Annotated in this window: 21 protein-coding genes and 1 tRNA gene; 14 read left to right on the top strand and 8 right to left on the bottom strand. The window is 63.8% G+C overall.

Translation table 11 applies throughout. The features are described from left to right. Window positions 1–35: 35 nt before the first annotated feature. Window positions 36–2,303, bottom strand: coding sequence for a penicillin-binding protein 1A (locus GTP41_RS11975; protein ID WP_202419716.1), 2,268 nt, complete (start codon window positions 2,301–2,303; stop codon window positions 36–38). 349 nt (window positions 2,304–2,652) lie between these two features. Here GTP41_RS11975 and GTP41_RS11970 point away from each other — a divergent pair, with 349 nt between their 5' ends. Genes GTP41_RS11970 through GTP41_RS11935 form a run of 8 tightly spaced genes read left to right on the top strand, consistent with a single transcriptional unit; the run spans window position 2,653 to window position 12,808 of the window. Beyond that, on the top strand, window positions 2,653–3,732 hold the full coding sequence (locus GTP41_RS11970) for a pilus assembly protein PilM (protein ID WP_161025807.1): 1,080 nt from the start codon (window positions 2,653–2,655) through the stop codon (window positions 3,730–3,732). After that, entirely contained in the window at window positions 3,732–4,367 is a 636-nt protein-coding gene (locus tag GTP41_RS11965; protein ID WP_161025806.1) for a PilN domain-containing protein, read from the top strand. Before GTP41_RS11970 ends, GTP41_RS11965 begins: the two co-directional genes overlap by 1 nt. Window positions 4,368–4,377: 10 nt before the next feature. Then, entirely contained in the window at window positions 4,378–5,064 is a 687-nt protein-coding gene (locus tag GTP41_RS11960; RefSeq protein ID WP_161025805.1) for a type IV pilus inner membrane component PilO, read from the top strand. After that, window positions 5,061–5,588: a pilus assembly protein PilP gene (locus tag GTP41_RS11955; protein ID WP_161025804.1), complete on the top strand. Its 528-nt coding sequence runs from the start codon at window positions 5,061–5,063 to the stop codon at window positions 5,586–5,588. The genes GTP41_RS11960 and GTP41_RS11955 overlap by 4 nt, the downstream gene beginning before the upstream one ends. Beyond that, a complete protein-coding gene (locus GTP41_RS11950) occupies window positions 5,585–7,741 on the top strand; it encodes a type IV pilus secretin PilQ (RefSeq protein ID WP_161025803.1) in 2,157 nt (718 codons plus the stop codon). The genes GTP41_RS11955 and GTP41_RS11950 overlap by 4 nt, the downstream gene beginning before the upstream one ends. 37 nt (window positions 7,742–7,778) lie before the next feature. Next, window positions 7,779–10,013 (top strand): Ig-like domain-containing protein, encoded by a 2,235-nt coding sequence (locus tag GTP41_RS11945; RefSeq protein ID WP_161025802.1) that lies wholly within the window; start codon window positions 7,779–7,781, stop codon window positions 10,011–10,013. A gap of 41 nt (window positions 10,014–10,054) precedes the next feature. Next, complete coding sequence (gene aroKB / locus GTP41_RS11940) at window positions 10,055–11,674, top strand: bifunctional shikimate kinase/3-dehydroquinate synthase AroKB (RefSeq protein ID WP_371867349.1); 1,620 nt, start codon at window positions 10,055–10,057, stop codon at window positions 11,672–11,674. A 3-nt stretch (window positions 11,675–11,677) separates the two neighbouring features. Continuing rightward, the gene (locus tag GTP41_RS11935) at window positions 11,678–12,808 is read left to right on the top strand and encodes a deoxyguanosinetriphosphate triphosphohydrolase (protein ID WP_202419708.1); all 1,131 of its coding nucleotides are present in this window, start codon (window positions 11,678–11,680) and stop codon (window positions 12,806–12,808) included. A 257-nt stretch (window positions 12,809–13,065) separates the two neighbouring features. Here GTP41_RS11935 and mutY read toward each other — a convergent pair whose 3' ends face one another. The 3 genes from mutY to mutM are packed head-to-tail and all read right to left on the bottom strand — an operon-like array spanning window position 13,066 to window position 16,980. Then, the gene (gene mutY / locus GTP41_RS11930; RefSeq protein WP_161025800.1) at window positions 13,066–14,202 is read right to left on the bottom strand and encodes an A/G-specific adenine glycosylase; all 1,137 of its coding nucleotides are present in this window, start codon (window positions 14,200–14,202) and stop codon (window positions 13,066–13,068) included. After that, entirely contained in the window at window positions 14,203–16,131 is a 1,929-nt protein-coding gene (locus GTP41_RS11925; protein WP_161025799.1) for a dynamin family protein, read from the bottom strand. A gap of 15 nt (window positions 16,132–16,146) precedes the next feature. Then, window positions 16,147–16,980, bottom strand: a complete 834-nt coding sequence (gene mutM, locus GTP41_RS11920) for a bifunctional DNA-formamidopyrimidine glycosylase/DNA-(apurinic or apyrimidinic site) lyase (RefSeq protein ID WP_161025798.1) — start codon at window positions 16,978–16,980, stop codon at window positions 16,147–16,149. 63 nt (window positions 16,981–17,043) lie between these two features. Here mutM and GTP41_RS11915 point away from each other — a divergent pair, with 63 nt between their 5' ends. The 6 genes from GTP41_RS11915 to GTP41_RS11890 all read left to right on the top strand — a co-directional run bounded on the left by GTP41_RS11915 (window position 17,044) and on the right by GTP41_RS11890 (window position 22,229). Further along, the gene (locus GTP41_RS11915) at window positions 17,044–18,825 is read left to right on the top strand and encodes a tetratricopeptide repeat protein (RefSeq protein WP_161025797.1); all 1,782 of its coding nucleotides are present in this window, start codon (window positions 17,044–17,046) and stop codon (window positions 18,823–18,825) included. Next, the gene (locus GTP41_RS11910; RefSeq protein WP_161025796.1) at window positions 18,825–19,433 is read left to right on the top strand and encodes an outer membrane lipoprotein LolB; all 609 of its coding nucleotides are present in this window, start codon (window positions 18,825–18,827) and stop codon (window positions 19,431–19,433) included. The genes GTP41_RS11915 and GTP41_RS11910 overlap by 1 nt, the downstream gene beginning before the upstream one ends. Window positions 19,434–19,435: 2 nt before the next feature. Further along, a complete protein-coding gene (gene ispE / locus GTP41_RS11905; RefSeq protein ID WP_161025795.1) occupies window positions 19,436–20,314 on the top strand; it encodes a 4-(cytidine 5'-diphospho)-2-C-methyl-D-erythritol kinase in 879 nt (292 codons plus the stop codon). A 77-nt stretch (window positions 20,315–20,391) separates the two neighbouring features. Further along, window positions 20,392–20,468 (top strand) — tRNA-Gln (locus GTP41_RS11900). A 111-nt stretch (window positions 20,469–20,579) separates the two neighbouring features. Continuing rightward, window positions 20,580–21,530, top strand: a complete 951-nt coding sequence (locus GTP41_RS11895) for a ribose-phosphate pyrophosphokinase (RefSeq protein ID WP_161025794.1) — start codon at window positions 20,580–20,582, stop codon at window positions 21,528–21,530. Between the two features lie 111 nt (window positions 21,531–21,641). Beyond that, entirely contained in the window at window positions 21,642–22,229 is a 588-nt protein-coding gene (locus GTP41_RS11890) for a 50S ribosomal protein L25/general stress protein Ctc (RefSeq protein WP_161025793.1), read from the top strand. 195 nt (window positions 22,230–22,424) lie between these two features. On the opposite strand, the gene GTP41_RS11885 is transcribed toward GTP41_RS11890, so the two are convergent. The 4 genes from GTP41_RS11885 to GTP41_RS11870 are packed head-to-tail and all read right to left on the bottom strand — an operon-like array spanning window position 22,425 to window position 23,701. Then, window positions 22,425–22,862 (bottom strand): hypothetical protein, encoded by a 438-nt coding sequence (locus GTP41_RS11885; protein ID WP_161025792.1) that lies wholly within the window; start codon window positions 22,860–22,862, stop codon window positions 22,425–22,427. Further along, the gene (locus GTP41_RS11880; protein WP_161025791.1) at window positions 22,862–23,119 is read right to left on the bottom strand and encodes a hypothetical protein; all 258 of its coding nucleotides are present in this window, start codon (window positions 23,117–23,119) and stop codon (window positions 22,862–22,864) included. Before GTP41_RS11880 ends, GTP41_RS11885 begins: the two co-directional genes overlap by 1 nt. Window positions 23,120–23,123: 4 nt before the next feature. Next, a complete protein-coding gene (locus GTP41_RS11875; RefSeq protein ID WP_161025790.1) occupies window positions 23,124–23,426 on the bottom strand; it encodes an ArsR/SmtB family transcription factor in 303 nt (100 codons plus the stop codon). Window positions 23,427–23,431: 5 nt separating this feature from the next. Next, window positions 23,432–23,701, bottom strand: coding sequence for a hypothetical protein (locus GTP41_RS11870; RefSeq protein WP_161025789.1), 270 nt, complete (start codon window positions 23,699–23,701; stop codon window positions 23,432–23,434). Between the last annotated feature and the right edge of the window lie 71 nt (window positions 23,702–23,772).

Here is a 23,772-nt window from a genome sequence, read left to right as displayed (position 1 = left end):
GTCAGACCCTGGGGCCTGACCCCGAATTCGCGGGTTTAGAACAACTCGTTCTTCACCGCATCCTTCTGTTTTTCCTCCGCCGGCGTACCGCGCGTCGCGCCTTCCAGGCTATCAACCCCGACGCCCGGCGGGTTCTCCGCATAGTAATACTCCCCATCCTGGGCGATGATGCCATCTGGTATCGCGCGCTCCTCCACCGGAACATTCTTCAGGGCCTTGGCCATGTAGCCGATCCAGATCGGCAAGGCCAGGCCGCCGCCGGTTTCCTTATTGCCCAGGTTCTTCGGCTGGTCGAAGCCGATCCAGGCCACACCCACCAGCTTCGGCTGGTAGCCGGCGAACCAGGCGTCGATCGAGTCGTTGGTGGTGCCGGTTTTGCCGGCGATGTCCGGGCGCTTGAGCGACAGGGCGCGGGTGGCGGTGCCGAAACGCACCACGTCCTTCATCATGGAATCCATCAGGAAGGCATTGCGCGCGTCGATCACGCGGTTTTTCTCGTCGCCGGCCTTGTCCGGGTTGGCCTGCGACAGCACCTTGCCGTTGGCGTCCGTGACCTTGGCGATCAGGTAGGGCGAGATCTTGTAGCCGCCGTTGGCAAACACCGCATAGGCGCCCGCCATCTGCATCGGGGTGACGGCGCCGGCGCCCAGGGCCAGGGTCAGGTAGGGCGGGTTGCGCTCGGGGTCGAAACCGAAGCGCGAGGTGTATTCCTGGCCGTACTTGGCGCCCACGCGGTGCAGGATGCGGATCGAGACCATGTTCTTGGACTTGGTCAGGCCGCGCCGCATGCTCATCGGACCCTCATATTTGCCGTCGTAGTTCTTCGGCTCCCACGCCTGGCCGCCGGTCTGGCCGGCGTCGAACGAGATCGGGGCGTCGTTGATCAGGGTGGCCGGCGACAGGCCGCGCTCCAGCGAGGCGGAGTAGATGAAGGGCTTGAACGAGGAGCCGGGCTGGCGCCAGGCCTGGGTCACGTGGTTGAACTTGTTGCGGTTGTAGTCGAAGCCGCCCACCATGGCCTTGATCGCGCCGTCCTCGGTGCTGGCCGAGACGAAGGCCGATTCCACCTCCGGCATCTGGGTGATCTGCCAGTCCTTTTCGACTTGCATGACGCGGATCACGGCGCCGCGGCGGATGCGCTTATTGGGTGGGTTCTTGTCCGACAGCCAGTTCTTGCCCATGGCCAGGCCGGCGCCGCTGATGCTGATTTCCTCGCCGGAGGCGGTGACTGCCAGCACCTTGTCGGCGCCGGCGCTCAGCACCATGGCCGCCACGATATCGTCGCTGTCGGGATGCTCGGCCAGTTCGGTTTCGATGATTTCATCGGCTTCGGCCTTATTGGACGGCAAGTCGACATAGGCTTCCGGGCCGCGGTAGGGGTGGCGCCGCTCGTAATCCATCACGCCGCGGCGCAGGGCCAGGTAGGCGGCATCCTGGTCGGCCTTGGTGATGGTGGTGAAAACGTTCAGGCCACGGGTGTAGGTTTCTTCCTTGAACTGCTCGTACACCAGCTGGCGCGCCATTTCCGCAACATATTCGGCGTGCACGCCGAACTCGCTGCTGTCGGTTTTCACTTTTAGCTGTTCAATCTTCGCCGCTTCGTATTGGGCAGGCGTAATATAGCCAAGCAAAGCCATGCGCTGCAGGATGTATTGCTGGCGCACCTTGGCGCGTTTCGGGTTGACCACCGGGTTGTAGGCCGACGGCGCCTTGGGCAGGCCGGCCAGCATCGCGGCCTCGGCCACGCTAATGTCTTTCAGGTTCTTGCCGAAGTAGATTTGGGCGGCCGACGAAAAGCCGTAGGCGCGCTGGCCCAGGTAGATCTGGTTCATATAAACCTCCAGGATCTGGTCCTTGCTGAGGTTTTGCTCGATCTTCCACGCCAGCAGCGCTTCATACGCCTTGCGCTTGAACGTCTGCTCGCTGGAGAGGAAGAAGTTGCGCGCGACCTGCTGCGTGATGGTGGACGCCCCCTGGCGCGCGCCGCCGGTCGCATTGTGCAGGGCGGCGCGCAGGATGCCCACGTAGTCGACGCCGCCGTGCTCGTAGAAGTTGTTGTCCTCAATGGCCAGCACGGCCTTCTTCATGACATCGGGGATGTCCTTGATATGCACCAGGTTGCGGCGCTCTTCGCCGAACTCGCCGATCAGCACATTGTCGGCCGAGTAAATGCGCAGCGGCATTTTCGGCCGGTAATCGGTCAGCGTTTCCAGCGACGGCAGGTTGGGGTAGGCCAGGGCCAGGCCGAACACCACCAGCAAGACGCCGGCCAGGAGCAGGCCCAGCAGGGAAATCAGGGCCATCGTGAGGAAACCCCTGGGTTTCTTGGCCTGGGTTTCGTGATTATTTGCAGTCATATGCAGCTTCAGTAGGTTTTATGCAAGGCATTATAAATGAGGCCCCATCCCCCCGCGCGCACCTGATGGATGGAAATATTGTCCGTGAGTAACTAAACAACTTAGTTAATTGATATGCCATAAATTGCAAGATTTAGTGTGGCTATTCGCTGACAAGTGCACGGGAGAAATACCTTTACAGTGCTCATGCAATGTTGCTAGCATCTAATGTACTGTCTCATGTTTGGCGTCTAAACACGGGTTTTTAAACGAATTTGGATATGTAAATGTCTATGGAGTTGTCAGGAGTGCATCCATGTCATTGGACCTGAAAGCCCTGTTTGGTGGCGCCCAGGCGCCTCTGGTCGGCCTTGATATCAGCACCTCGAGCGTGCGCCTGGTGGAATTGTCCGATACGGGCAAGGACGGGGTGCGCCTGGAGCGCTGTGCCTCGGAGCCGTTGCCGCGAGGCGCCGTTACCGACGGCAATATTGAAAATATGGAGCAAGTGGTCGAGGCGGTGCGCCGCCTGATCAAGAAAAGCGGCACGCGCGCCAAGCATGTGGCGCTGGGCATGCCGCCGGCTTCCGTGATCACGAAAAAGATCGTGCTGCCGTCCGGCATGAGCGAAGAACAGCTGGAAGTGCAGGTCGAGTCGGAAGCGGCGCAGTACATCCCCTTCGCGCTGGACGAGGTGAGCCTGGACTTCGATGTGATCGGCCCGGTGGCCAACTCGGTCGACGATATTGAAGTCATGCTGGCGGCCGCGCGCCGCGAGAAGGTCGAGGACCGGGTCGCGATCGCCGAATCGGCCGGCATGAAGGCGCAGGTGATGGATATCGAATCCTACGCCGCGCGCGCCGCGCTCGACCGCATCACGGCGCAAATGCCGGATGGCGGCGCCGGCCAGGTGATCGCCTTGTTCCAGATCGGCGCCGTGTCGTTGCAGATTTCCGTCATGCTGGACGGCGTCACCGTGTACGAGCGCGAGCAGCCCTTCGGCGGCAACTCGCTGACCCAGGACGTGGTGCGTTCCTACGGCCTGGCGTTCGAGGAAGCCGAGGCGCGCAAGAAGAGCGGCGACTTGCCGGAGAATTACCAGTCCGACGTGCTGGCCCCATGGCTGGAAGGCGCCGCGCTGGAAGTCACGCGCGCCATCCAGTTCTTCTTCACCTCGACCCCATTCACCAAGATCGACCAGATCTTCCTGGCCGGCGGCTGCGCCGTCCTGCCAGGCCTGCTCGAAATAATCGCCAGCCGCACCCGCATTTCCAGCGCCGTTGTCTCGCCCTTCAAGGGCATGCAGCTGGCCTCGGGCGTGCGTGAGCAGGCGCTGCGCAGCGACGCGCCAGCCTACCTGGTGGCGTGCGGACTGGCCATGCGGAGGTTCGGCTGATGATACGCATTAACCTGCTCCCGCACCGGGAGGAAAAACGCAAGCTGCGCAAGCAAGCCTTTGTCGCGCTGCTGGCGCTGGGCGGTGTGGCCGGCGTGGCCATCGTGCTGTTGGTGAGCGGCTACAACGCGCGCGCGCTGTCGGTCCAGGAGCAACGCAACGGCGTGCTGAAGGAGTCGATCGCCGTGCTCGACAAGAAGATCGCCGAAATCTCCACCCTGCGCCAGGAAATCGACGCGCTGAAGGCACGCCAGCAGGCGGTGGAAGACTTGCAGGCCGACCGCAACCAGCCGGTCTACCTGATGGACGAACTGGTCAAGCAGACCCCGCCCGGCGTCTACCTGCGCACCGTCAAGCAGGAAAACCTGAAAGTCACCCTGACCGGCAACGCCCAGTCGCAGGAGCGCGTCTCCGAGCTGCTGCGCAACCTGTCGGGCAACTCGCCCTGGCTCGAGCGCCCGGACCTGATGGAAGTGAAGTCGGGCACCCTGGGCGGGCCAGGCAAGGCCGGCGGCCACAAGATCGTCGAGTTCCAGCTGTCGGTCATGATCAAGCGTCCGCGCGACAAGGACGAAAACCCGGACGGCAAGCCGGGCGCCAAAACTGGCGCCAAGCCCGCCGCTGTCAAGTCCTGAGAGCATAACCATGGCAACTGATCTGAAAGAATTAGGGGAGTCGCTCAGCGCCCAGTTCCGCAACCTGAACGGCGTGCATCCTGGCCTGTGGCCGATCGTGCCGCGCGTACTGTGCGCGCTGGGCGTGGGTGCGCTGGTGGTGCTGGCCGGCTATTTCTTCTACTGGCAAACCCAGTACGAGGAGCTGGAGGCAGGCGCGGCGCAGGAGCAGAAGCTGCGCGACGAGTACACCACGAAGGTGGGCCAGGCGGTCAACCTGGAGGAGCTCAAGCGTCAGAAAGAGCAAGTCGACAAATACGTGGTGCAGATGGAGAAGCAGCTGCCGGGCAAAGCCGAAATGGCGGCCCTGCTGTCGGACATCAACCAGGCCGGCACCGGCCGCGGCCTGACCTTCGACCTGTTCAAGCCGAGCCGGGTGGACGTCAAGGAGTACTACGCCGAACAGCCGATCGAGCTGCGCGTGACCGGCAGCTACCATGACCTGGGCGCCTTTGCCGGCGACCTGGCGGCCATGGCGCGTATCGTCACGCTGAACAATATCTCGCTCGATACCAAGACCAAGGACGGCAAGGATACCGGCGGCGGCCAGTTGCAGCTGAACGCCATCGCCAAGACCTTCCGCTACCTCGATCCGGAAGAAGTGGCGGCGCAACGCAGCGCCGCCGCCGAGAAGAAGAAAAAAGGAGCGAAAAAATGAAGAAGTTCGCCCCTCTGCTGTGCACGCTGCTGTTGAGCGCGTGCGGTGAAAGCGATGTGGACCAGGTGCGAAGCTGGATGAAGCAGGTCGAGGCGGAAACCCGCCCCACCGTCAAGCCGCTGCCGCAACCGAAGACCTTCACCTCGTTTGCCTATGCCGCCAACGACGCGCTGGACCCGTTCAACGCCAGCAAGCTGCTGACCGAGATGGCCAAGAACCGCCCGGGCGGCGCGCAGGCCCCGGACCAGAACCGGCGCAAGGAGTTCCTTGAGAGCTTCCCGCTCGACGCCATGAAGATGGTGGGCACGATGGAGAAGAATCGCGTGGTGTACGGCCTGGTGCAGATTGACCGCACCGTCTACCAGGTCAAGTCCGGGCAGTACGCGGGACAAAATTATGGCTTGATTACCGGGGTCGACGACGACGCGATCACGGTCAGGGAAATTGTTCAGGATGCGGCCGGCGATTGGGTCGAGCGCATATCGAAGCTGGAACTGCAGGAAAGTAAGGAGAGCTCCAAATGATCGCCATCAGAACCGTGAAGCGCCTATGCCGCCAGGTGGGCGTAGTGCTGGCGCTAGCCGGCAGTGCCGCCGTGGCGCAGGCCCAGCAAGGCAATGCGATCGAATCGATCACTGCCAACCAGCAGGGCAGCAATGTGATCGTGAAGATCCAGATGAAAGACGCGCCGCAAAAGCTGCCGATCGGCTTTGCCATCACCAACCCGGCGCGCATCGCGCTGGACTTCGGCGCCACCACCAACGCCACCGGCAAGACCAGCCAGGAACTCAACCTGGGCGACCTGGCCAGCGTGAACGTGGTGCAGGCCGGCGAGCGCTCGCGCCTGGTGTTCAACCTGAAACGCACCCTGAACTACGCCACCGCGATTGACGGCAAGTCCGTGATCCTGACCATCGACGCCTCCGGCGGCGTGGCGCAGGCGGTCGACGCGCGCGGCCTGCCGGTGGTGGCAGCGGCGCCGGCGCCAGTCGCCAAGGGCAAGCAAGTGCTGCGCGATATCGATTTCCGCCGTGGCAACAACGGCGAAGGCCGGGTCGTGATCGACCTGCCGCACAACCAGGTGGCGGTGGACGTGCGCCAGACCGTGTCCGGCGTGGTGGTGGACTTCCTCAAGACCGGCCTGCCGGAAACCCTGCGCCGCCGCCTGGACGTGACCGATTTCGGCACCCCGGTGAACCGCGTGACCACCGTGCCGCAAGGCGAGAACGTGCGCATGACGGTGGAGGCGCACGGCCTGTGGGAGCAGAGCGTGTACCAGAGCGACACCCAGCTGGTGGTCGAGGTCAAGCCGATCAAGGAAGACCCGAACAAGCTGGTGCAGGGCTCCCAGGGCTACCGCGGCGAGAAGATCTCGTTCAACTTCCAGAACGTGGAAGTGCGCTCGGCGCTGCAAGCCATTGCCGACATCTCGGGCCTGAACATCATCACCAGTGACAGCGTGGGCGGCAACCTGACCCTGCGCCTGAAGGAAGTGCCATGGGACCACGCGCTGGACGTGGTGATGCAGGCCAAGGGTCTGGACATGCGCAAGAACGGCAACGTGCTGTGGATCGCGCCGAAAGAAGAGCTGCTGACCAAGGAAAAGCTGGAGCTGGAGCAGCGCGCCCAGATCGCCGACCTGGAGCCGCTGAAATCGGAAATCTTCCAGCTCAATTACCAGAAGGCGGAAGCGTTCAAGACCGTGTTCGGCGTTGACGGCTCGGATACCAAGAACCGCATCCTGTCCAAGCGCGGCAGCGCCATCATCGAGCCGCGCACCAACCAGCTGTTCGTGACCGACATCGCGGCCAAGCTGGACGAGGTGCGCAAGCTGATCCAGAAGACCGACATCGCCACCAAGCAGGTGCTGATCGAGGCGCGCATCGTGGAGGCGTCCGATACCTTCACCCGCACCCTGGGCGCCAAGCTGGGCTTTGCCGACATGCGCGGCATCCGCGGCGGCGACGCCGGCTGGGGCGTGGGCGGCAACAACCGCCTGGCGGTGAGCGGCAACCAGAACGGCGTGGGCCAGGCCACCGGCGTGGTGCGCGTGGACGACACCACCTCCTTCGGCAATACCCAGTTCATCAACCTGCCGGCGGCCAATATCGGCGGCGCGCAGGCCGGCAGCCTGGCGATCAGCCTGTTCAACTCGGCCGCCAACCGCTTCCTCAACCTGGAACTGTCGGCGCTGGAAGCCGACGGCACCGGCAAGGTGATTTCCAGCCCGCGCGTGGTGACCGCCGACAAGACGGCCGCCATCATCGAGCAGGGTATTGAACTGCCGTACCAGGTGGCCACCTCCAGCGGCGCGACCTCGATCGTGTTCCGCAAGGCCAACCTGAAGCTGGACGTGGTGCCGCAGATCACGCCGGACGGCAATGTGGTGCTGGACGTGGACGTGACCAAGGATTCCGTGGCGCAGGAGACCCGCGCCGGCTTCGCGATCGACAACAAACACGTGAAGACCCAGGTGATGGTGGAGAACGGCGGCACGGTGGTGCTGGGCGGCATCTACCAGCAGGTCGAGCGCAATACCGTGAACAAGGTGCCGTTCCTGGGCGACGTACCGATCCTGGGCAACCTGTTCAAGAATAATTCGCGTACCAATGACAAGACCGAGCTGCTGGTCTTCATTACGCCAAAGATCGTAACCGACCGCTTGTCCGCGCGTTGAGACGAAATCCAGTGTCACCAGTATAAGGGTAAGAGAAATGAGCAATGTTTTAAGCAAATTATCGGGCTGGGTGGGGGCATTAGCCTGCGCCAGCCTGCTGGCCGCCTGCGGCGGCGGCGGTGGTTCGCCGGGTTCCACGCCGGGCAACCCCGACCCGACTGCGCCGACCGCGGCCAGCATCGTGGTGACGGCCAGCGCCGACACCATCGCTTCTTCCGGCCAGGCCGGCACCGAAGTGACCCTGACCGCCATCGTCAAGGATGGCAATAGCCGCGCCGTGCCCAACGCGAAAGTGGTGTTCAAGGCCAGCTCCGGCAGCATCAGCACCAGCACTGCCGTCACCGACGCCAACGGCGTGGTGACCGAGAAGCTGAGCACCCAGGGCGACCCGTCGCTGCGCGATATCAAGATCAGCGCCAGTGTGAACGGCGTGACCTCCAACGAAATCGTGGTCAAGGTGGTGGCAGCCACCCAGACCCTGACCCTGACCGCCAACTCCGGCACCCTGAATTCGGCCGGCGCCGAAGGCGCGGAAGTGGAGCTGACGGCCCTGGTCAAGGATTCCAAGAGCATGGTGATGCAGGGCGTGCGGGTCGACCTGTCGGCCGACTCGGGCAGCCTGAGCATCAGCAATCCGGTCACCAATGAGAAGGGTATCGTGAGCGCCAAGCTGAACACCGGCGGCGACGCGACCAGCCGCACCATCCGCGTGACCGCCAGCCTGCCTGGCGTGACGCCGGTGGTGGCCACCGTGGTGGTCGCGGGCACCAAGCTGACCGTCAACGCCAACAGCACCGTGAGCCTGAAGAGCACCAGCGATGTGACCGTCAACCTGGTGGACTCGGCTGGTGTGGCGCTGCGCGGCAAGCCGGTCACCTTCAGCTCCAGCGGCAACTCGCTGACCGTCAAGGGCGGCGGCCCGGCCGTGACCAACTCGGCCGGCCAGCTGATCCTGAGCTTCCTGGCCAACGCCGGCACCTCCGACACCATTACCGTCAGCGCCCAGGGTGAAACCAGCACGGCTATCATCGCCATCAGCGCCACCAACTTCACGGTGCGCGGCGCAGCCGGCGACGTGGCAGACATCAACACCTGCGTGCCGGTGGCGGTCCGCACCGACAACATCAACGACCGCTTCGGCGTGGTGGTGGTGGGCAGCTCGCGCGGCAGCGTCTTCACCAATGCCCAGTGCACCATCCCGATGACCAACGGCGTCAGCCTGAACAATGGCGACGCGGTCGTGTACGTGCAGTCCAGCAGCCCGGGTGTCGCCACCCTGACCGCCAATATCGTCAACTCCACCACGACCCAGGGCAGCCTGGAATTCGTGGCGCCGCTGCTGGCCTCGTCCAACATCATCGTGCAGGCCGACCCGGCCGTGGTCGCTGCCAACAACGCCAACAGCAGCATCCAGCAAGCCACCATCCGCGCGGTGGTGCGCGATGGCACCCCGGCCAACAACCTGGTCAAGAACGCCCGCGTTTCCTTCAGCATCGTGAGTGACGCCAGCGGCGGCTACCTGACCCAGCCGTCCCTGGTGACCACCGGCGCCGATGGCTCGGCCACCGTCAGCTACGTGGCCGGCACCTCGGCCACCCCGCTGAACGGCGTGGTGATCCGCGCCCAGCTGCAAGGCGCCTCCACCGCCTCCAGCACGGCCAACCTGACCGTGTCGCGCAAATCGCTGTCCATCACGGCCGGTACCGGCAACGTGATCGGCGTCGACGGCCCGACCCGCTACCGCAAGGATTACACCGTCATCGTGTCCGATGCCAGTGGCAATGCCGTGCCGGGCGTCACCGTCACCGCTTCCGTGGTGCCGCGCTACTACTACAAGGGCACCCTGGAATACCTGGGTTCCGACGGCCCATGGCAGCTGCCGAACGGCACCGGCCTGAAGCCGACCCCGTGGGGCTGCCCGAACGAAGACTTGAACCGCGACGGTTTCATCAACCCGGGCGAGGACGTCAACCGCAACGGCACCCTGGAGCCGGGCATTCCGGTCACAGTCACCACTGGCGGCACCACCGATGCCAACGGCACCGCCATCGTGACCCTGACCTACCCGCGCGACCGCGCCAACTGGCTGGCGGTGGACCTGACCATCCGCGGCGCGGTGCAAGGTTCGGAAGCCGTGTACCAGGCGTACATCCCGCGCCTGATCGGCCTGGTCAGCGATTACAGCGACCGCAAAGTCATCCCACCGGGCTACACCAGCCCATACGGCACCAATAACAGTGGCGCCTACGCAGACTGCCTCGACCCGAATTGAGCTATCATGCGTGAATGCAAAATGTTTATTTAGTTGGGTTGATGGGGGCGGGCAAGACGACAATCGGTCGTCAGCTCGCCCGCAAGCTGGGCCTGCGGTTTATCGATTCCGACCACGAAATTGAAAGCCGCACGGGCGCCTCGATCCCGTGGATTTTTGAGATTGAAGGCGAACCAGCCTTCCGCCGGCGGGAAGCGGACGTGATCCGCGACCTGACCTGCCAGCAAGGCATCGTGCTGGCCACCGGCGGCGGCGCCATCCTCAACGAAGGCAGCCGCGCCCTGCTAAAAGAGCGCGGCACCGTCATCTACCTGCGCGCATCGGTCAATTCGATCCTGGCCCGCACGGCGCACGACAAGAACCGGCCCCTGTTGCAGACGGCCGATCCCCGCAAGAAACTGGAAGAACTGCTGGCGCAGCGCGAGCCGCTGTATATGGAGATGGCCGACCTGGTCGTCGACACCGGCCGCCCCAACGTACAATCGATGGTCCAATCCATCATCAACCAGCTGGACGCGCTGGCCTGCCAGGCCGCGCCCAACTGCGTGACCAAGGCAGAACCCGCAATGAACGAACAGACCAATATCCTGCTCAATGTCGAGCTGGGAGAGCGCAGCTATCCGATCGCCATCGGCCCATCCCTGCTGGATGACGTCAGCCTGCTGGCCAAATACGTGGGCGGCAAGAAGGTGGCCATCGTCTCCAACGAGACCGTGGCGCCGTTGTATATGGAGCGCGTGCGCGCGCCGCTGCTGGCCGCCGGCAAGGACGTGATCGAGGTGGTGCTGCCGGACGGCGAAGAACACAAGCACTGGGAATCGCTGATGCGGGTGTTCGACGCCCTGCTGGCCAACAAGGCCGACCGCAAGACCACCCTGGTGGCGCTGGGCGGCGGCGTGATCGGCGACATGACCGGCTACGCCGCCGCGTCCTATATGCGCGGCGTGGATTTCGTGCAGGTGCCGACCACCCTGCTGTCGCAGGTCGATTCCTCGGTGGGCGGCAAGACCGGCATCAACCACCCGCAAGGCAAGAACATGATCGGCGCCTTCTACCAGCCGAAAGCCGTGATCGCCGATACCAGCACCCTGGAAACCCTGCCCGAGCGCGAGCTGTCGGCCGGCCTGGCGGAAGTGATCAAGTACGGCTGCATCATCGACGTGCCCTTCTTCGAATGGATCGAAGAGAACATCGGCCTGCTGATGGCGCGCGACAAAGGCGCGCTGGCCTACGCCATCGCGCGCTCCTGCGAAATCAAGGCCGACGTGGTGCGCCAGGACGAACGAGAAGGCGGCCTGCGCGCCATCCTGAATTTCGGCCACACCTTCGGCCACGCGATCGAAGCCGGCATGGGCTACGGCGCCTGGCTGCACGGCGAGGCGGTCGGCTGCGGCATGGTGATGGCGGCCGACCTGTCGCAGCGCCTGGGCTTTATCGACCGCGCCGCCGTGGAGCGCATTCGCGCCCTGGTGGCCGCCGCCGGCCTGCCGGTGCTGGCGCCCGACCTGGGCGTGGAGCGCTGGCTGGAGCTGATGGAAGTGGATAAGAAGAACGAGGGCGGGGCGATCAAATTCATCCTGCTCGACCCGCTCGGCAAAGCGCGCATCACGACCGCCCCGCAGGACGTGCTGCTGCAAACCCTGGCCGCCTGCACGGAGTAAATCTTGGAAGAGACGCTCGCCCCCTACGCAGCACATTCTGACAAGGGGCGCGGCCGCCGCGTCCCCGAAACCCCGCACGCCTCGCGCTCGCAGTTCCAGCGCGACCGCGACCGCATCATCCATTCGACCGCCTTCCGCCGGCTTGAATACAAGACCCAGGTCTTCCTCAACCACGAGGGCGACCTGTTCCGCACCCGCCTGACGCACAGCCTGGAGGTGGCCCAGATCGGCCGCTCGCTGGCGCGCAACCTGCGCCTGAACGAAGACCTGGTGGAAGCCATCGCCCTGGCGCACGACCTGGGCCACACGCCGTTCGGCCACGTGGGGCAGGACGTGCTGCATGAATGCATGAAGGAGCACGGCGGCTTCGAACACAACCTGCAAAGCCTGCGCGTGGTGGATTTGCTGGAAGAACAGTACGGCGCCTTCGACGGCCTGAACCTGATGTTCGAAACGCGCGAAGGCATCCTGAAGCACTGCTCCGTCAACAATGCGCGCCAGTTGGGCGAGGTGGCGCAGCGCTTCCTCGACAAGACCCAGCCCTCGCTGGAAGCGCAGCTGACCAACCTGGCCGATGAAATCGCCTACAACAGCCACGACATCGACGACGGCCTGCGTTCCGGCCTGATCACCATCGCGCAATTGGAGGAGGTGGAATTCTTCGGCCGCCTGTGGCGCGAAGTGCAGGCCGCGCATCCCGGCCTGGCTGGCCGCCGCGCCATCTACGAAACCTTGCGCCGCCTGATCACCGCGCTGGCCGACAACCTGATCGCCACCTCGCAGGAACGCATCGCCGCACACGATCCGCGCAGCATCGACGAGGTGCGCGCCGCGCCGCCGCTGATCCGCTTCTCGGACCAGATGCGCAAGGACGCCACGGAACTCAAGCGCTTCCTGATGGAGAACCTGTACCGCCACTACAAGGTCAACCGCATGCGCCTGAAAGCCAGCCGCATGGTGCGCGAGCTGTACCAGGCCTTCACCGCCGACCCCGCGCTGCTGCCGCCCGACTACCGCACCGAGCGCGGCGACGCCAGCGCGCAAGCACGCCGCGTGGCCGACTACATCGCCGGCATGACCGACCGCTACGCCATCGCCGAACACCGCCGCATCTACTCCCTGGAAGACCTTTGACCTGCCTCAAGCCCAGGCAGCGCTTGGGCTTGCTTGAATGCCGGGCGCACATCGGCAATGATGAAGGCGCTTGGGACAGCCATCAATATGGCGAAGCTGTTTTCCGCTTGAGCCTGTCCTTGGCCTTGTAGTGATGCAGGATCAGCGGCCCCATCCAGGCTGAAGCCGGTCCCAGCAGGCCAACCGAAAGCAGTAGCGCCCCTGCCAGCGACTTGGTCAGCCAAAACGTCAAGGCGCCTTAAACCGGCCCATGCCCTTCAAAACATGCGCGCCTGGGCGCGTTCGCCGAGCAACTCGAGCAGCAGTTTCTTGATCGGCGCGGGCAGGGCGGCGTCGGGCAGGGCGGCGGCGTTGAGCCATACGTAGCGCTCTTCACCGGCCAGCGCGGCGCGGGCCGAGAGCGTGACCAGCAACGGGTGGATGTGCAGCTTGTAGTGGGTGAAGATGTGCACTACGGGTAGCATGCGTTCCAGCGACTCCATTGTGCCGAACGGGCTCACGGCTGCCGCTACGGCAGCGTCCACCGGGGTGGCGTACGCGTCGGGTGCGGCAGCTGCACCGGCGTTGGCGGGGGGCGCGATTGTGTTGTGGCCGGCCAGCTCGGGCAAGGACAGCAGCCCGCCCCAGATGCCCGTCGCGGGGCGCTGCTCCAGCAGCACCTGGCCGCGATCGACCAGCAGCAGCATGTGGGCGGATTTTTCCGGGGTGGCTTTCTTCGGTTTGCGGATCGGCAGTTCTGCGGTGCGGCCGGTGGCGAACGCCACGCAGCGCGCCTGCATCGGGCAGCGCTCGCACGATGGGCTGCTGCGCGTGCATAGCGTCGCGCCCATGTCCATCAAGCCTTGGGTGTAGGCCTCGATATCGTCGGCAGGCGCCAACGCTTCGGCACGCGCCCACATGGCTTCCTCGGTCTTGCGTTCGCCGGGATAGGTGTCGATGCCGAACACGCGCGCAAAGACACGTTTGACATTGCCATCCATGATGGCCGCGCGGCGGCCGGCGGAGAAGGCGGCGATGGCGGCGGCGGTGGAGCGGCCGATGCCCGGCAGCTCGGCCAGCAAGGCCGGGTCGGATGGAAACACGCCGCCATATTCCGCCACCACGCGCTGCGCGCACTTGTGCAGGTTGCGCGCGCGGGTGTAGTAGCCCAGGCCGGCCCACTGCGCCATCACGTCTTCAACGGGAGCGGCGGCCAGCGAAGCCAGGGTAGGGAAGCGCTCCAGGAAGCGCGCGTAGTAGCCCAGCACCGCCGACACCTGCGTTTGCTGCAGCATGATTTCGGACAGCCACACCAGGTAGGCATCGCGGGTGTTTTGCCACGGCAGGTCGTGCCGGCCATGTTGTTTCTGCCACGCGACCAGGTCGGCCGCGAAGCTCGGATCTTCATACTGCACTTACGCCGCCGCCTCCAGTACAACCGGTTCCGCCGCGATCGCATCATTGATGGCTGCTGCCAGCGATGCCAGCTTGGCCTTCTGCGCCTCCAGCGCCGCCTGCGTGGCCTCGAAGGCCTCGATCTTCTGCTCCAGCGTATCGGTCGCATCGTGGATGCGCGCGATGGACGCCTGGCGGTGCTTGAGCTGTTCCTTGTGCTGGCGGATCTGCGACTCCAGCGGCGCCATGATCACCTTCAGCCAGGCATCGGTATCCGCATTGGCCGCCTTGAAGCAGCGCTTCACAGCCGACGCCACCGAATCAAAGAAGCGCTCCATCAGCACCACGCGCGAGGTGGTCAGCATGGTCGCGGTGCCGAACTGCTTTTCGTAGATGCTGTACGCCTCGTTGATCTCGTCGCGGTACTTGGCCAGCGAGAAGGCCATGGGCAAGGCCAACGACAGGCCATGCTCCGCCGAGAACTTCTTGTACATGGTTTCCATCATCGAGCGGATCTCTTCGATCTTGCGCTCCGATTCATCCAGGTTGGCATGGATGCTGTCGAAGTAGCCGCCGATCGCGTCGCGCAGGCCGGTGGTGAAACGGCTCGACTGCATGCCCGCGCGCGCCTTCACCAAGCTGTCGCGCAGCACGTCCATGCCCAGGCTGGAATACAGCTCGGTGGACAAGCGCGTGAACACCGCGCGCGTGGCTTGCAGCTTGAACAGGCTCTCGTCGAATTCCTTCTTCTCCACTTCCACCCGGCGCGCCATGTGCGCGATCACGGTCTGGTTCTTGCCGCGCAGGCCCTTCAGCTCCAGCAACTGCTCCATGATGCCGCGCGTCTTGGCCGACAGCGCCGAATACTGCGCGCCGCTCAGCGCCGCCAGCTCGTCGCCCAGGCGGCGGCGGATGATGTCCTTGCGTGCCGGGATCAGCTCATTGAACAGGGCGCTCTCCAGCTGTTTCATGCGGCTCTTGTGCACCAGCTCATGGTCGCCGGTGATCTTGCCTACCAGCGCCTTCTGCGCCGACACCGGGAACACCTGGCGCGCATCCAGGCCCAGCATGTGCGCCGCGTGGTCCTGCTGGCGCAGGATCTCGGCGTCGATCTCCGCCTCGGTGCGCAGCGGGTCCCACATCGAATCGATCTTGTTCAGCACTACCATGCGTCCGGCGCCGTTGCCGATATGCGTGCGCCACACTTCGATGTCGCTCTTGGTCACGCCGGTATCGGCGGCCAGGATGAACAGCACCGCGTGCGCATGCGGGATCAGGTTCAGGGTCAGTTCCGGCTCGGTGCCGATCGCGTTCAGCCCCGGCGTATCCAGGATCACCAGGCCCTGCTTCAGCAGCGGGTGCGGGAAGTTGATGATGGCGTGGCGCCAGCGCGAAATCTCGACCAGGCCGTCGCTGTCCAGCGTGACCGCCATGTCCGGATCGTTCTCATCGTACAGGCCGTAGCGCTTGGCTTCCTCCACCGGCACATGGCGCGTCAGGCTGACCTGCTTGAAGACCTCCTGCATGTGTTCCGGCGAGTCCAGTTGCAGCGGCAGCACGGTCCAGGCATGCGGATCATCGCGGTAATCGCTGGTGGACAGGTTGGCGGCGCGCGTTTCAATCGGCAGCAGGCGGATGCAGGCCGGGTAGGCGGCGTCGTACATCAGCTCGGTCGGGCACATGGTGGTGCGGCCGGCGGCCGACGGCAGGATGCGCTGGCCGAAATCGGCGAAGAAAATGGAATTGATGAGCTCGGATTTACCGCGCGAAAATTCCGCCACAAAGGCCACCGACAGCTTGTCGTCGGACAGCTTGGACAGCGTGCGCGCCAGGCGCTGCTCAGCCGCTGCATCCGCGAGGTCGGCCTGTACGATCCAGTCGCGGTAGTTTGCGACGGCGGCGATTACACCCTGGCGCCAGGCGCTGTATTGTTCGAGGTCCCTTACCATCTTCGTTTTATCTCGTTATTTCTGGCAATTTACACAATAAAAAGTGGAGCGTTGTCCCTGCTTGATCTGGCGCACAGGCGCGCCGCACAGGCGGCAAGGCACACCAGCACGATCATAGACGAAATATGACTGCTGGAAATAGCCCGATTGCCCGTTTACGCTGATAAAGTCGCGCAAAGTGCTACCACCCTGAACTATTGCTTCGGCCAGCACCTCGCGGATCGCCTGCGCCAGGCGGTCATAGCGCGCCGCGCTGATGCGGTTGGCCGCCGTCTTCGGATTGATGCCGGCGCGGAACAGGCTCTCCGAACAGTAGATATTGCCCACGCCGACCACGATATCGCCCGCCATCAAGACCTGCTTGATGGCCGCACTGCGCGTGCGCGTCTGCGCGAACAGCAGGCGGCCGCTGAAGGCCTGGCCCAGCGGCTCCACGCCCAGGCCGCGCAGCAGCGCATGCTCTTCCAGCGCGCCTTCGTCCGCCGCATGCCACAGCACGGCGCCAAAGCGGCGCGGATCGGTCATGCGCAGCACCTGCGTGCTATCGGCGCCTTCCACCGTCATGTCGAAATGATCATGCTTTTCCGGCGGCAGGCCGGGTGGCAGCACCCGCAGGTGACCGCTCATGCCGAGGTGGATGATCAGGGTGCCATGTTCGAAGCACACCAGCAGGTACTTGCCGCGGCGGTCGGTGGTGATGATGCGGCGGCCGGCCAGGATGGCTGGCAAATCGTCCGGGAACGGCCAGCGCAAGCCATCGCGCCGCAGCACCACGGCGCGTACCACGCGTCCTTCGATATGCGGCGCGACACCGCGCCGGGTGACTTCAACTTCGGGTAATTCAGGCATGGGGGTGGTTTTTTGCGGGTTGGCGTAGAATCAAGTCTTGAGCCCGATTTGCAGGATCTTCCTTTGAAAAACGCATTCGCCATTGTAACCCTGTCGGCCCTGGTGTCCGCTTGCGCAGTCGTGCCGCCGCAGCAGCCGGCACAGGAGGCTGCGGCGCCCGCCGCCGCCGAACCCACCCCGGCCGCCGAGGCGATTGCCAAGGCCGTGCCGCCGGGCGAAAAGCTGCCCAACGTCGAACTCACCAGCGAGCTGTTTTACAAGCTGACCAAGGCCGAACTCGATTTCAAGCGCGGCCAGTGGCAAAGCGCCTACGTCGCCATGATGGTGCTGGCGCAGCAAACGCGCGACCCGCGCCTGGCGCGGCGCGCCTCGGAAATGGCGCTGTCGGCCAAGCAGGGCAATGAAGCGCTGGCCGCGATCCGCCTGTGGCGCGAGCTGGCGCCCGACTCCGACGAGGCGGCGCAATACTTCCTCGGCTTCGCCGTGCTGGGCGACGACCTGGGCGAGGCGGAACAACTGTTCGCGCAGCGCCTGAAAAGCGCCGCACCGACCGGCCGCCCGCTGCTGATGTTCCAGATGCAGCAGTTCCTGCTGCGCGCCAAGGACAAGGCCGGCGCCTTCGCCCTGATGGAGCGCGTGCTGCAGCCCTACCTGAAAACGCAGGAAGCGCACCTGGTGCTGGCGCAAGGCGCCAACGCCGCCGGCCAGGCCGACCGCGCGCGCGCCGAAGCGCAAAAAGCGGTCGAGATCAAACCCGACTCCGAACTGGCCATCCTGACCATGGGCCAGATGCTGCAAGACCTGGATGGCGCGCAGCAGCTGTTTGCCGGCTTCCTGCAAAAATACCCCGCCGCGCGCGAAGTGCGCTCGGCCTATGCCCGCCTGCTGGTCGAGCAAAAGCAGTACGACAAAGCGCGCGAACAATTCGAGCTGCTGCTGAAAGACCAGCCGGACAACCCCGGCACCCTGTACGCGCTGGGCATCATGTCCCTGCAAGGCCAGGACAGCAAGGCGGCGGAAGACTATTTCAAGCGCTACATCGCCGTCCTGGAAAGCCAGCCCGATCCCGAGCGCGACCCGAACAAGGCCCTGATGCTGCTGGCCCAGATCGCGGAAGAACGCGGCGACCTGGACGCCGCCCTGGGCTGGCTGGAAAAGATCGAAGCCGAGGACCCGCGCGCCACCCTGTCGGCGCGCCTGAAACGCGCCCACATCACCGCCCGCAAAGGCGACGTTGACGGCGCGCGCGCGCAGCTGAAAGAGATCACGCCGGCCGACCTGGCCGAGCAAGTGCAGATCGTGCAGACCGAAGGCCAGCTGCTGCGCGACGCCGGCCGCGCTGTGGAAGCCTTCAAGACGCTGGAAGACGGCGTGCTGCGCTACCCCAACAGCCCGGACCTGATGTACGACTACGCCCTGGCCGCCGAAAAGCTGGGCAAGGTGGACGCCATGGAAACCGCCCTGCGCAAGGTGATGGAGTCCGTGCCCGACAACCACCACGCCTACAACGCGCTGGGCTACTCGCTGGCCGACCGCAACATCCGCCTGGACGAAGCCTATGAGCTGATCGACAAGGCGCTCAAGATGGCGCCCGGCGACCCCTACATCATGGACAGCATGGGCTGGGTCCTGTTCCGCATGGGTAAGCTGAAAGAGGCCGAGCAGTCGCTGCGCCAGGCCTACGCCCTGCGCGGCGACGCCGAAATCGCGGTGCACCTGGGCGAAGTGCTGTGGACCCAGGGCGACAAAGCCGGCGCCGCCAAACTGTGGCGCGAAGCGCGCGCCAAAGACCCGAAAAACGACGCGCTGCGCAGCACCCTGGCGCGCCTCAACGCAGGAATTTAATGAGCTTTAAAACCCTCGCCGCCATCGCCGGCGCCGCCGCCATCCTGTGCGGCTGCGCCAGCGCGCCGAGCGCGCCGGCCTCCAGCGCCGCCGTCGCCCCGTACGCCGACGCGCTGGCCCTGGCCGGCCGCCTGAACGCCCGCTACCTGAAGGACGGCAAGCAGGAATCGGTCACCGTCAACTTCACCTGGAAGCAGGACGCGCAGCGCACCGACGTCGCGCTGGCCACCCAGTTCGGCAACACCGTCGCCACCATTGAAGTCACGCCGCAAGGCGCCACGCTGCGCGAAGGCGGCAACAAGCCGCCGGTGCGCGCGCCCAGCATCGACGCCCTGAGCGCGCGCGCCCTGGGCTGGACCTTGCCCGTTGCCGGCATGCGCAGCTGGCTGCAAGGCCACGCAATTGACGCCAATGGCAAGCCGTGGTCCGCCAGCCCCGCCAATAGCGAAGTCACCACGCGCGAAGGCTGGCGCCTGCGCTACACCGGCTGGCGCGAAGACGGCGCGGGCACGGCCACGCCGCGCCCGCAACGCTTCGACGCCGAACACCCCGGCAACGGCGACATCCAGGAAATGGCGCTGCGCGTCTTTGTTGAACAAGTAGAGTAAGTATGAAAAGTTTGCTGAATTGCCCGGCCCCGGCCAAATTGAACCTGTTCCTGCACGTGAACGGCCGGCGCGCCGACGGCTACCACCTGCTGCAAACGGTGTTCCAGATCATCGACCGCAGCGACACCCTGCACTTCACCCTGCGCGACGACCAGGAACTGCACCGCACCAACGAGATCGAAGGCGTGCCCGCCGAGCAGGACCTGGTGATCCGCGCCGCCCGCCTGCTGCAAGCCGAAGTGCAGCGCCGCAGCGGCGCACTGCCGCCCGGCGTCAACATCACCATCGACAAGATCCTGCCGATGGGCGGCGGCCTGGGCGGCGGCTCGTCCGACGCCGCCACCACCTTCATGGCCCTGAACAAGCTGTGGAAAGCCGGCCTGACCAGGCAGGAGCTGATGGCCCTGGCCCTGCCGCTGGGCGCCGACGTGCCCTTCTTCATTTTCGGCGAGACCGGCTTTGCCGAAGGGGTAGGGGAAGACCTGCAGCCGGTCGCCGCACCCGACTGTTGGTATGTTGTTATCGAGCCCGGCGTGCAATGCCCGACCGCCCAGATTTTTACCTCAGAGCATTTGACAAGGGATAGCGCGCCCGTTAAGATGTCGGACTTTTCCAGCCACTACGCAAATCGAAATGATCTGCGACAGTTTGGAAAGAACGATTTGCAACAAGTGGCGTGCCGCTTATTCCCGCAAGTAGCAGACGCGGTAGAATGGCTGGGCGCTTACGGTGATGCCAGGATGACTGGCTCCGGAGCTTGTGTGTTCCTCGCAGTCCATAGCGAAGAACAGGCCGATGCGGTGCTTGCGAAAGTGCCAGCCGCCTGGACCGGATGGAAAGCGAAGGCGCTGAAACAGCATCCAATCATCGCAAAGTTGTGAAGCGAAAAAAGATTTGGCTTTTCGTGAACTAGGCTATATAATGTCGGCCTACTGACGGAAAGCAGTCAGTTAAGAGTAGGGGAATCGCCAAGCTGGTTAAGGCACCGGATTTTGATTCCGGCATACCAAGGTTCGAATCCTTGTTCCCCTGCCACCGTTTTTCCCTGGTTCTGTCGAGGCAGCAGTCTCCAGCCAGGGTCGAAAACAAAGCTCCTGCCACGCAGGAGTGCCTCATAGAATTCAACACTACCTCTCGGGACTCCCAATGGCTTACGAAAACCTGATGGTTTTTACCGGCAACGCTAATCCTGCTCTGGCAGAAGGGGTCGCAAAAAATCTCGGCATACCACTCGGCAAAGCCGTCGTTTCGAAATTCTCGGACGGCGAAGTCATGGTCGAAATCAACGAAAACGTGCGTGGTAAAGACGTTTTCGTCCTGCAATCGACCTGCGCACCGACCAACGACAACCTGATGGAACTGATCCTGATGGTTGATGCCCTGAAACGTGCGTCCGCTGGCCGTATCACCGCTGCAATTCCTTACTTTGGCTATGCCCGCCAGGATCGCCGTCCACGCTCCGCGCGTGTGGCCATTTCGGCAAAAGTCATCGCCAACATGCTGGAAGAAGCCGGTGTGGACCGTGTGATCATCATGGACCTGCACGCAGACCAGATCCAAGGTTTCTTCGACATTCCGGTCGACAATATCTACGCCTCGCCAGTACTGCTGGGCGACCTGCAGAAGAAGGCCGAAGAAGACCTGCTGGTGGTGTCGCCGGACGTCGGCGGCGTGGTACGTGCCCGCGCACTGGCCAAACGCCTCGGTTGCGACCTGGCCATCATCGACAAGCGCCGTCCAAAAGCCAACGTCTCCGAAGTGATGAACATCATCGGTGAAGTGGAAGGCCGTAACTGCGTGATCATGGACGACATGGTTGACACCGCAGGTACCCTGGTGAAAGCCGCTGAAGTGCTGAAAGAGCGCGGCGCCAAGAAAGTGATCGCTTACTGCACGCACCCAGTGCTGTCGGGTCCGGCAATCGAACGCATCTCCGGCTCCTCGCTGGACGAGCTGGTGGTGACCGACACCATCCCGCTGTCCGACGCGGCCAAGGCCTGCGGCAAGATTCGCCAGGTCACCTGCGCCCCGCTGCTGGCAGAGACCTTCAAGCGCATCATCAAAGGCGACTCGGTTATTTCCCTGTTCGTCGACTAAATTTCTCGGCCGCAGCGCAAGTTGCGGCCGAATACGTGAAGCGCCCTGGTCGCGGGGCGCTTCTTTTTAACGACAAGGCGTAAAGCCTTGTTTTATTTTTTGGAGTATTCCATGAAAGTTGTAGCATTCAAACGCGAACTGCAAGGTACGGGTGCGAGCCGCCGCCTGCGTAATTCCGGCCAGACCCCTGGCATCATCTACGGCGGCACCGAGCCAGCTGTGAACATCGCCCTGGACCACAACGCACTGTTCCACGCGCTGAAAAAAGAAGCGTTCCACTCGTCCATCCTGGACATGGAAATCGACGGTTCGGTACAGAAAGTGCTGCTGCGCGACTTCCAGATGCACGCATTCAAGCAACTGGTTCTGCACGCTGACTTCCAGCGCGTTGACGCCAACAAGCCACTGCACGTGAAAGTTGCCCTGCACTTCGAAAACGCAGAAGTGTCCCCAGCAGTGAAACTGCACTCGGCCACCATCAGCCACGTCGCCAACGAGATCGAAATCTCCTGCCTGCCAGCTGACCTGCCAGAGTTCATCGCTGTTGACCTGTCCAAAATGGACGTCGGCCAATCCGTGCACGCTTCCGAACTGAAGCTGCCAAAAGGCGTGACCCTGGTCACCCACGGTTCCGATGCAACCATCGCAACCTCCTCCGTACCAGCTGGTGCTGTGTCGGCAGAAGCCGCCAAAGAGTAATCCTCTTTCGCCGCAATGAAAAAACCCGCTTCACGCGGGTTTTTTTGTTTCTAAAACCGGTGCCAGGTCTGTCAATTGGACACTCGAACCACTTCTTTGATCTTTCTCAATACGTGAAGTTGAAGGTTTTTCCGTCTTGAGAAAGATCAAATTATGTGCACGCGTGTCCGAAAGACAGACCTGGCACCGGTTTAGTCAGGCGGCCTGCACTTTCGGCCAGGTGAGGTAGGCTTTGGCCACGTGGCCCCACGGGACCGCGACGATGGCGAGCACGACCCAGAGGAAGGCGTTGGTGGTGCCTTCGGCGGGCGAGCCGGCCAGGGTGCCGTTCGTCCACAGCGGGTAGGCGACGATCGCCAGCCACAGCACTTTGTAGAACACTTCCAGTAGCAGGATCGGCAGCATCTTGACCGGCCGCAGGATGCCGAGCCCGGCCAGCGTGGCGAAGGCGGTCCAGACGGTCCAGGCGACGGCTTCTTCCGGCGCCCAGGCGCCCTGGTGGGTGAGGATTTCATTCCAGGTGCTGTGGCCGAGCACGAAGAACATCAGTGCATACAGCAGGCGCAGCAGGTAGATGTTGATTCTGCGCACACCTTCGTGCCGGGCGTCGCGGTGCCACAGGTGCGCGATCATCAGCCCACCTCTTTCAGCATGGTTTCGACGGAGGCCAGGCGGCCTTTCATGTCGGCCAGCGTGGCCTGCATGGTGGCCATGGCGGCGGCGTTGTCGGCCAGTGCGGCGGCGGATTTGCTGGCCAGTTCGCGGTAGGCTTCGGCGCTGGCGGCTTCGGCGCGGGCTTTGTGGGCGTTGGACCAGTATTTCATGCCAAAAATGACCAGCAGCGTGGCCAGCGGCAGGCCCAGGGTCAGCAGGTAGATGTGCTCGGACATACGTCTATTCCTTTTCCAGTTTGATGTGTTTGGCGGCTTCCACAATCGCCGCGGGGTCGAGTTGCAGGCGGAAGTCCGCCACTTCAAAGTAGTTCAGCGCCTTGCCGTCGTTGGAGAGCTCGTGCTTGCTGGTCACGAGGCCAGCAGCTTCCAGCTTGGCAAGGTGCAGGTGCAACAGGGGACGGCTGATGCCGACGTCGCGCGCCAATTGGCTGACGTAGTTGCGGCCGTCCACTTTCAATGCGGCGATGATGCGCAGGCGGTGCGGGTTGGCGAGTGCCTCCAGCACGGGCAGCAGATTGTGCATCAGGCTCACTTCAACAGCTGGCGGCAGTTGGCGCCCACCGATTCCGTTGCCATGGCGCCTTTGTCGCCGCGCGCCGCTTGCATGCACTGGGCGAAGGCTTCTTCCCGGGTTTTGGGGCGCTCGCATTGCTCGAGCAGTTGCGCGTTCTGGGCCAGCAGGGCCTTGTTTTGCCGGATCAACTGGTCGATGCGCTCTTTGTCCGTCATGGCGGCGTCGCTGGCGAGGGCGGGGGCGGTGAAGCTGGCGGCGAGCAGCAGGGTGGCAAGGTGGTTCATGGCACGTCCTTTCTGTTTGAGGTTGAAGACACGTGTAATAAATATCTTACACGTGAAAGCCTGAGTCAAGC

It is taken from the genome of Pseudoduganella guangdongensis (assembly GCF_009857475.1).
Taxonomy (GTDB): domain Bacteria; phylum Pseudomonadota; class Gammaproteobacteria; order Burkholderiales; family Burkholderiaceae_D; genus Rugamonas; species Rugamonas guangdongensis.
This window is presented reverse-complemented; position numbering and strand designations above follow the sequence as displayed.

What these genes read in the sequence shown, in the direction of transcription:
- GTP41_RS11975 (WP_202419716.1), bottom strand. Translation starts at nt 2,303, where the DNA reads ATGGCCCTGATTTCCCTGCTGGGCCTGCTCCTGGCCGGCGTCTTGCTG.
- GTP41_RS11970 (WP_161025807.1), top strand. Translation starts at nt 2,653, where the DNA reads ATGTCATTGGACCTGAAAGCCCTGTTTGGTGGCGCCCAGGCGCCTCTG.
- GTP41_RS11965 (WP_161025806.1), top strand. Translation starts at nt 3,732, where the DNA reads ATGATACGCATTAACCTGCTCCCGCACCGGGAGGAAAAACGCAAGCTG.
- GTP41_RS11960 (WP_161025805.1), top strand. Translation starts at nt 4,378, where the DNA reads ATGGCAACTGATCTGAAAGAATTAGGGGAGTCGCTCAGCGCCCAGTTC.
- GTP41_RS11955 (WP_161025804.1), top strand. Translation starts at nt 5,061, where the DNA reads ATGAAGAAGTTCGCCCCTCTGCTGTGCACGCTGCTGTTGAGCGCGTGC.
- GTP41_RS11950 (WP_161025803.1), top strand. Translation starts at nt 5,585, where the DNA reads ATGATCGCCATCAGAACCGTGAAGCGCCTATGCCGCCAGGTGGGCGTA.
- GTP41_RS11945 (WP_161025802.1), top strand. Translation starts at nt 7,779, where the DNA reads ATGAGCAATGTTTTAAGCAAATTATCGGGCTGGGTGGGGGCATTAGCC.
- aroKB (WP_371867349.1), top strand. Translation starts at nt 10,055, where the DNA reads ATGGGGGCGGGCAAGACGACAATCGGTCGTCAGCTCGCCCGCAAGCTG.
- GTP41_RS11925 (WP_161025799.1), bottom strand. Translation starts at nt 16,131, where the DNA reads ATGGTAAGGGACCTCGAACAATACAGCGCCTGGCGCCAGGGTGTAATC.
- mutM (WP_161025798.1), bottom strand. Translation starts at nt 16,980, where the DNA reads ATGCCTGAATTACCCGAAGTTGAAGTCACCCGGCGCGGTGTCGCGCCG.
- GTP41_RS11910 (WP_161025796.1), top strand. Translation starts at nt 18,825, where the DNA reads ATGAGCTTTAAAACCCTCGCCGCCATCGCCGGCGCCGCCGCCATCCTG.
- ispE (WP_161025795.1), top strand. Translation starts at nt 19,436, where the DNA reads ATGAAAAGTTTGCTGAATTGCCCGGCCCCGGCCAAATTGAACCTGTTC.
- GTP41_RS11895 (WP_161025794.1), top strand. Translation starts at nt 20,580, where the DNA reads ATGGCTTACGAAAACCTGATGGTTTTTACCGGCAACGCTAATCCTGCT.
- GTP41_RS11890 (WP_161025793.1), top strand. Translation starts at nt 21,642, where the DNA reads ATGAAAGTTGTAGCATTCAAACGCGAACTGCAAGGTACGGGTGCGAGC.
- GTP41_RS11885 (WP_161025792.1), bottom strand. Translation starts at nt 22,862, where the DNA reads ATGATCGCGCACCTGTGGCACCGCGACGCCCGGCACGAAGGTGTGCGC.
- GTP41_RS11880 (WP_161025791.1), bottom strand. Translation starts at nt 23,119, where the DNA reads ATGTCCGAGCACATCTACCTGCTGACCCTGGGCCTGCCGCTGGCCACG.
- GTP41_RS11875 (WP_161025790.1), bottom strand. Translation starts at nt 23,426, where the DNA reads ATGCACAATCTGCTGCCCGTGCTGGAGGCACTCGCCAACCCGCACCGC.
- GTP41_RS11870 (WP_161025789.1), bottom strand. Translation starts at nt 23,701, where the DNA reads ATGAACCACCTTGCCACCCTGCTGCTCGCCGCCAGCTTCACCGCCCCC.